This is a genomic window from Nostoc sp. (assembly GCF_036917675.1).
Lineage (GTDB): Bacteria > Cyanobacteriota > Cyanobacteriia > Cyanobacteriales > Nostocaceae > Nostoc.
In genome coordinates this window covers 35,455-43,581 of sequence record NZ_JBALCT010000065.1, presented here as the reverse complement: position 1 = coordinate 43,581, position 8,127 = coordinate 35,455, and the positions used below count along the sequence as shown (strand labels likewise).

The following is an 8,127-nucleotide window of genomic DNA, read 5'->3' as shown; positions in this document are numbered from 1 at the left end:
AAAGCGGTTTCGTAGCGTTGTAATGCTTCATCACTGCGTTTGAGGAACTGCAAAACATCGCCGATCGCAATTAATGTATTTGCTTCCCCCAAGCGATCGCCGATGTCGCGGTAAAATGACAAAGCGGTTTCGTAGCGTTGTAATGCTTCATCACTGCGTTTGAGGAACTGCAAAACATCGCCGATCGCAATTAATGTATTAGCTTCCCCCAAGTGATCGCCGATGTCGCGGTAAAATGACAAAGCGGTATCGTAGTGTTGTAATGCTTCCTCACGTCGGTCAAGGAACTGCAAAACATCGCCGTACACCTTGAATAAATCACTGTAGGGTTTTAATTCATCTGGATTTTCTGGCTGTTTCCACTCTTGATCTAAACGCTTATATAATGTCAGACGGGCTGGATAGTAGTAATTTTTTCTTAAAAATTCGTCGCAGTCATCATGATTGTTTTCACGATAATAAACGCTAGAAAAAGCCTGAACATATTCCCCAAGTTCACAGTGATGATGAAAAATTTCTAGATATTCCGCCACATCATCGAGTTTATCTGTGGATAACAGTTCTGCTTTCCGGCGTTGTTCGTAATAGGCGATGGCGCATTGATGCGCTTTTGGTGAAGAGGAGTTTTGTAAATGACTTTGAATTAACGGTTGAAAATGAAACTTCCACACCCCTTGCTGTTTCTTCTCTTGTAACAGAGAACGTTTTGCTAGTTGTCGCAGTTCTACTTCTACCTGACTCTTCACCTCATCTGGAAAAGAAGAGGCGACTAACTCCTCGTCCCCCTTTTCTACTAGCGTTGGGGAAGAATTCAAAGCCTCTCTCCTCTTAGGAGAGAGGTTTGGAGAGAGGTTTTCATCCTGTAAACACATCGCCAGTGCTGCTGAAGAGTCAAAGGGTAAGCGATATACACTTAAATCCTGCAACAGAGTTTGTAACCTGGGTTCTAAACGCTGAAGACTCGCATCTAAGATTTTAGCAATACTCGCCTCTGGGTCATCTCGGTGCAAACCTAATATCTTGAAAATATCCTGTTTCAATACATTAATATTCGCCTCTTCTCCCTCTTCAGCTTTCAGCAACCCCGCCACCAGCTTCAATAACAAAGGATGTCCATCAGCACTCTTGACAAATTCTGCTAAATTTGCATCTGAACCTTGAATTTCCAAAGCTTGTAACAACGCCACCCCTGCATCTGTCGAAAGTCCATCCAGTTGTAACCATTTACTTTGGTTTAGGGTATTGCTTGGTAGCGTTGGTTGTTCGCGGCTAGTCACCAAAATCTTACTTTCACTGCTAGAACCGAACCAACGCCCTAAAAATTGAGAATAAGCCTGATCTCGCCATTGTCCATCATTGTGCAGCAAAGTTTCCAGGTTATCCAACACCAGCAAATATCGTTCTGTTTGCAAACAATCACAAACCGCAATTAATAAATCTTCTGGTTTTTCCGGTGCTGGTTTCTTCAACTTATCCAACAGCCAGCGTCCCCACACCGCAAAAGGATACGCATCACTAAAAGTTGCCCAAATCGGTTGGGGAAAACTCGCTGCTACTATTTCAGATAATTTAGCAACTAATGCCGACTTTCCATAACCTCCCGTAGCCGTCACACCAATTAGACGCACATGATCTGAATCTAACCATTGCTGCATTTGCTCAAGTTCATCATTCCGTCCTTGCCAATAGCTAGTTTCTGGACGCAGTGAGTTAATAATGGGACTTGAATTTATCCGTTGCCCTACGGACGACTCCAGTCAAGATTGTGGCGGATTGCCATGATAATGTATTGTATTGCCAAATTGATTAGTGTTGTTATCGCCCGTCTTTGTCTGATAACCAGTGCTATGGTCTTTGTTAATTTGTGTAAGTTGGCTGTTATCTTCCACACGATGAATATTGATTTCATCAGCAATTTTTTGGACATCTGTGGCAAAGTTAGCGTCAGCTTGCATTACATCCAGGAGATAAACTGCTACTCGCTGTAACGCTTCCTGATTACCTTGTTCAACATCAGCTAAAGTATGATTAGCGCCAGGATTACCACTGAGTTTTTTCCGAATCGTCTGATACAATTCGTCAATCTTTTTCAGTCCCGTCTCAGTAAATTTTTCGCCTAACTTACCCACACTCGACTCAAAGAACTTCCTAAAAGCAACATTTGCGATCGCTTGCGCGGCTGCTAAAGTAATAAGACCAACCATATCTAATAACTTCCTCAAGCAATAGCTATATTACGCCGTGTGCAACTTTCTCTCAGACCTAACCCCCAACCCCTTCCCTTGTAGGGAAGGGGAGCAAGAATCAAAGCCTCTCTCCCTGTGGGGGAGAGGTTTGGAAGTGGGGTTTTAAGGATAAGTTGCACATCGCGTTATATTTTATATTTTATTCTACGTTTGATTACGGTCTTACAGCTATTTTCAGGTGAATAGACCACGCGGTAAGGGCACAGCATTGCTGTGCCTCTACGACAGATGTGGTTCAGATACTTGAATTCTGCTGTAAGTATCTAAATTCCACAAATCTTCTAACACAAACGATAAAGACAAGGGGAATAACTACAGACCAATACCTAAACTCTTTTTCTCTACGTACCAGCATTTGATAAGTTAGTACATAATCTGAAACAATAACAGTTAATACAAAGAGGGGATTACCTTGAGTCACAATCCAGATGCCATAGCCCCCCACGGCGGACAGTTGGTTAACCGGATCGCCACACCAGAACAAAGAGCAGAGTTTCTTTCAAAAGCTGACTTTTTGCCGCGAGTGCAACTTGACGATCGCGCCGTTTCTGATCTAGAAATGATTGCGATCGGTGCTTTTAGTCCACTCACGGGTTTTATGAACCAGGAAGACTACGATCGCACTGTTACAGAAATGCGACTAGCTAACGGTCTTGTGTGGTCAATCCCGATTACACTATCGGTCAGCGAAGAAGTAGCTTCCCCGTTGCAAGAAGGCGGCTTAATCCGTCTGGATAACTCCAGAGGTGAATTTATTGGGGTTTTGCAACTTACGCAAAAATATCACTACGACAAAACCCGCGAAGCAATTAATGTCTACCGCACTGATGATGTCAATCATCCCGGCGTACAGGTACTCTATAACCAAGGTACTGTACATCTGGCGGGTGATATTTGGCTGTTGCAGCGCGAACCTCATCCCCAGTTCCCCACTTACCAAATAGATCCAGCCGCCTCACGGCAACTATTTACAGACAAGGGTTGGAAAACTATCGTCGGCTTTCAAACTCGCAACCCCATCCACCGCGCCCATGAATATATTCAAAAGTGCGCTTTAGAAATCGTTGATGGTCTATTTTTGCACCCATTAGTCGGGGCGACAAAAGAAGATGATATTGCCGCCGACGTGCGGATGCGCTGTTATGAAATTTTGCTGGAACACTACTACCCCTTAGATCGGGTAACTTTGGCAATAAATCCCGCCGCAATGCGTTATGCTGGCCCTCGTGAGGCCATATTCCATGCTTTAGTCCGCAAAAACTACGGCTGTACTCACTTTATCGTCGGACGGGATCATGCTGGCGTTGGTGACTATTACGGCACTTATGATGCTCAATACATCTTTGACGAATTTGAGCCAAGTGAATTGGGCATTGTGCCGATGAAATTTGAACACGCTTTTTACTGTACGCGCACTAAGCAGATGGCAACATCTAAAACCAGTCCTAGCAAACCAGAGGAACGCATTCACCTATCGGGGACAAAAGTTAGAGAAATGCTACGGCGCGGTGAATTACCTCCACCAGAATTTACCCGTCCAGAGGTGGCGGCAGAGTTAGCACGGGCAATGAGGATAGAAGTACCTGTTTAGGGCATTGGGCATGGGGCATGGGGCATTGGGCATTGGGCATGGGGCATCGGGCATGGGGCATTGGGCATTTGGCATTAGTTATTCTTTCTGCCTCATCTCCCTCATCTCACCATTCCCTATCCCCCACTCCCCACTCCCCACTCCTTCATCTCCCTCATCTCCCCACTCCCCCAACTTTGATCAACAAGCAAACAGCAGAAACTGTAACTTTACAATACAGAGTTCAGCCCTGTAAGCTGCTAACTGATAGCTGAGGGCTGATAGCTAATTATGGAACGGCGCAGGTTTTTACACAGAATTGGCTCAATACTCGCCCTATTGGGGGTAACTGAAGCTGAGTGGTTGACTTTGGGAAATCGCTATTATCAGGCTTTGGCACAACCCAGTCCGCGCAAGTTGGCATTGTTAATAGGTATTAACCAATACCCACAAATCCCAGCCCTCAGTGGTTGTCTGACGGATGTGGAACTACAAAAAGAACTTTTGATTCATCGCTTTGGCTTCCAAGGATCAGATATTTTAACCTTAACTGAGGAACAAGCTAACAGAGAATTCATTGAGGCGGCTTTTTTAGATCACCTGGGTAAGCAAGCTAAACCCGATGATGTGGTCGTCTTTCACTTTAGCGGCTATGGCAGCCGTGTTAAATTGGAAACATCGCCAGATAGAATGCAAAATGCTCTGGTGCCAGCGAATGTGAGTCAAAACTCACAAGATGAGAAAATAGTCAACTATATATTAGAAGAAACTCTACTGATATTATTGCGATCGCTCCCTACAGACCGAGTAACAGCAGTGTTAGATACTAGCTATGATGCTCCTAGCACAGTCTTAGGATTAAAAACTCGCGCCCTTCAGGAGTCAGTAGAGGCAAAGTTAGCAGCAGATGAACTCGACTTGCTCAAACAACTTAAAACTCAGAAGTTACCCAGCACTCCGATTGTTTTAGCAGCTACCTCAAATCCAAAGCAGTCGGCGAGGGAAGGACTTTTTTCTGGTTTTAGTGCTGGGTTATTTACCTACGCCTTGACGCAGTATTTGTGGGAATTCACCCCAGCCACCACAATTCAAGTCGCCCTCTCCCATGTGGAAAATTCTCTATCCAAATTGGGTAGCAAACAGCAGCCAGCGTTATTAAGTAGTCAGAAAAATCAATATTTAACGTCTCTACAACCAGACACTACCATTGGTGCAGAAGGCGCGGTGACAGCTATTGAAGAAGACGGCAAAACAGTCCATCTATGGTTGGGAGGATTACCTCCACAAGTGCTACTATACTACGGAGTGAATTCTCGATTTACCCTAGCAACAACAGAGCAATTTGTATTGCGATCGCGGACTGGGTTAACAGCAAAAGCGCAAATTTCCAAAATTGATCGTACAACTCCTCTGCAAATCGGGCAACTCGTCCAAGAAGCAGTCCGGGTTTTACCCCGGAATATTAATTTCACAATTGCTTTGGATACTGGACTAGAAAGAATTGAGCGGGTAGATGCCACAAGTGCCTTTTCCGCATTTTCCCGTGTGTCCACCGTAGTAGTAGGAGAAAAACCAGCTGATTATCTATTTGCCAAGCTACAGCAAACGCCTAGTCGCTATGGACTATTTTCTCTTGGTGGCGAGCTAATTCCCAATATCACCGGGGAAGAAGGAGAAGCAGTGAAATTAGCCGTGCAGAGGTTAGCACCAAAATTATCAACCTTGCTAGCAGCCAAGTTATGGCGACTCACAGAAAATCAAGGTTCTTCTCGCTTGGCTCTCAAGGCAACCTTAGAAATCATTAGTGACACATCGTCGAGCGTTGTGATGCAGCGTGAAACAGTGCGAACTTTTAAAACTGAAACTTCGATTAAAAAACCACTCCCCACTCCAAACTCAAAACTCAGCACTCCGATTGTGCCTATCGGTAGTCGAATGCAATATCGAGTGGAAAATCAGAGCGATCGCCCAGTATATTTAATCTTACTGGGATTAAACAATAATCATACAGCGATCGCCTTCTACTCTTGGGAAATCCCCCAAGAACCCAACACTGCGGACACCAAGCCCCTCCTCAAAGAAGTCGTCATCCCCCCAGGTGAAACCCTCACTTTACCCCAAACTAATGCTGCTTCGGCATGGGTGATTTCAGAACCAGCTTTATTTGACGAACAACAACTAATTCTTAGTACTGCCCCCTTTAGCGAAACTCTCGCCGCCTTGAACACTGCGAAGTATTCCACAGCCGAACAAAGCCCGATTGGCCCATTGTTGAATTCCTTAGACATTACACAAGCCTTGCTACAAGACTTGCATAACGCCAGCGCCCTCAAAACGGAGATGAACGGCACAGCAGCCGACTCATATATCTTGGATGTGAATAATTGGGCAAGTTTTAGTTTTAGTTTTCAAGTAATGTAAACAGATAAACCACGAAATATCTAAATTAAATTCAGTTGCTAGTAAGAGCAGACAGGGCGCAATATTTTTTATCTTCGCGTCTCTAGTTAGCTATATTATTGTATATGCTATCAATAAAAAATATCTATAACTTTTGATTATTTAAGTCTGGAAATAATTCATTCGGTAGAAAGAGGTAAAAAAGTAAAGAAATGTCTACTTTAGTTATTAAGATGATGAAGAGAAAATTTTTGAGGTTAGATATAAATAATGGTTCTTCACAAACTAGAAGATTTCGAGCCTAACTATCAGGATAGTTTTGATGGCCATGACATTAAGGGTCTAGGTGTCTATACACAAGGAAATGATGAAAAGATTGGCACTGTCAGCGATGTTTTAGTTGATGAGGAAGGTCATTTTCGCTATTTAATCGTTGACTTAGGCTTCTGGATTTTTGGTAAAAAAGTATTACTACCAATTGGTCGTAGCCGTATCGACTATAACACTGATCGTGTTTACACAATTGGCTTGACTAGAGAGCAAGCAGAAGATTTACCTGAGTTTAATGAACGCCAAACCCTTGATTACGACTATGAAGAACGGGTGCGTGGGGTATATCGGCAACCGGGAGACTACGCCCTTCCTCTAGATGCATCATTAACACAACCAGGAGACTACGCCCTTCCTCTAGATGCATCATTACCATTGCCAGCGACAGCACCACTGGATAAAACCTATCAGCAGCCGGTTACACCTACTTACAATCGTGATAGCTACACTTACGAAAATGATCCTTCTTTATATGGGTTAAATCAGGAAGATAATCAAACCCTGAAATTGTATGAAGAACGCCTGATTGCCGGTAAGAAACGCCAAAAAACTGGAGAAGTAACGATTGGCAAGCGTGTTGAGACTGATACTGCACGGATTGCAGTGCCGGTGGAAAGAGAGCGAGTTGTAATTGAACGTGTAACTCCAGCAGATGCAGGTACTGCCGTTTCTGGGCGCGAAGCAGACTTCCGTGAAGGCGAAGTTGCTCGCATAGAACTTCACGAAGAAACTGCTGATGTTCGCAAAGAAGCATTTTTGCGTGAAGAAGTCAGAGTTAGAAAAGTGGTAGATCAAGAGACAGTTGAAACTCAAGAAACTGTGCGTCGTGAAGAGTTAGATGTGAATTCTGGTAATCTTCCGATTGAAGAACGCTAACTAAACATAGTCATGGGAGCATCTCAGTTTTGCAAAAATACCAGATGAGAAACAAGATTCTTGCTCCTTCTCCTTAGTAAGGAGAAGGTTGGGGTGAGGTTTTACAAGGCTTTTTACACTCATTAAGATGCTCCCCATAGTCATTAGCTAGGAACTAATGACTAATAATTAATTCTACACGGTGCAGGTAAGGCTGTTGAATTAGCTTTACCTGTACTTGCAATAGCTGATACCAGTTTAGATTTGGGATTGCGAATATTGCTCTGGATATGGGTTGTATAAATATATCTGTCGCAAACATTTTCTAAATTGTATTCAGACGATCAATACATTTAACGTTTCGGTTTCGCGGAAGTCCCCACCCTGAACGTACTCGTAGGATGCGGATAGGGAGCGGGTGACGACGATTGCACCTCTAACCAATATCAAAGGAACACTGTTAGCTGGTCTGCTATTGCCGTAAATCCAAGCGGTGTTGTACGAATAAAAAATCAAACTGCCTGTGGTAGACGGGCGGCTGCCTGTGGACGCTGTGTAAGACCAATCCAAACACGGGTTTGAGAAGGCATCGGTGGATGAAGCGGGAAACCTAAAAGACGAATAAAACCGTCGTTGTTGTAGTTGAAATTGGAGAGCCAATTTTTCAGCGAAGCAAAAAGGGGTACTTCACTATAGTTAACTAGAAAGAAGTTCACAAATTTTGCA

General features: G+C 43.8%; 7 protein-coding genes. 4 read left to right on the top strand and 3 right to left on the bottom strand.

All coding sequences use genetic code 11. The annotated features are described in order from the left end of the window. Both V7K31_RS25450 and V7K31_RS25445 read right to left on the bottom strand, forming a co-directional pair. Positions 1-1,655 (bottom strand): tetratricopeptide repeat protein (locus V7K31_RS25450; RefSeq protein ID WP_335097876.1); only part of this gene is annotated, 1,655 nt, incomplete at its 3' end. Positions 1,656-1,757: 102 nt separating this feature from the next. After that, positions 1,758-2,204 (bottom strand): hypothetical protein, encoded by a 447-nt coding sequence (locus V7K31_RS25445; RefSeq protein WP_335097874.1) that lies wholly within the window; start codon positions 2,202-2,204, stop codon positions 1,758-1,760. Positions 2,205-2,658: 454 nt separating this feature from the next. Here V7K31_RS25445 and sat point away from each other — a divergent pair, with 454 nt between their 5' ends. From sat to V7K31_RS25425, 4 genes are all read left to right on the top strand, one after another. Beyond that, positions 2,659-3,837 (top strand): sulfate adenylyltransferase, encoded by a 1,179-nt coding sequence (gene sat, locus V7K31_RS25440; RefSeq protein ID WP_335097872.1) that lies wholly within the window; start codon positions 2,659-2,661, stop codon positions 3,835-3,837. Positions 3,838-3,854: 17 nt separating this feature from the next. Then, on the top strand, positions 3,855-4,091 hold the full coding sequence (locus tag V7K31_RS25435; RefSeq protein WP_335097869.1) for a hypothetical protein: 237 nt from the start codon (positions 3,855-3,857) through the stop codon (positions 4,089-4,091). Between the two features lie 16 nt (positions 4,092-4,107). Beyond that, the gene (locus tag V7K31_RS25430; RefSeq protein WP_335097867.1) at positions 4,108-6,237 is read left to right on the top strand and encodes a caspase family protein; all 2,130 of its coding nucleotides are present in this window, start codon (positions 4,108-4,110) and stop codon (positions 6,235-6,237) included. Between the two features lie 249 nt (positions 6,238-6,486). Beyond that, entirely contained in the window at positions 6,487-7,422 is a 936-nt protein-coding gene (locus tag V7K31_RS25425) for a DUF2382 domain-containing protein (RefSeq protein WP_335097864.1), read from the top strand. 491 nt (positions 7,423-7,913) lie between these two features. Here the strand turns inward: V7K31_RS25425 and V7K31_RS25420 are convergent, their stop codons facing one another. Further along, positions 7,914-8,117, bottom strand: a complete 204-nt coding sequence (locus tag V7K31_RS25420) for a hypothetical protein (protein ID WP_335097861.1) — start codon at positions 8,115-8,117, stop codon at positions 7,914-7,916. Positions 8,118-8,127: the final 10 nt, after the last annotated feature.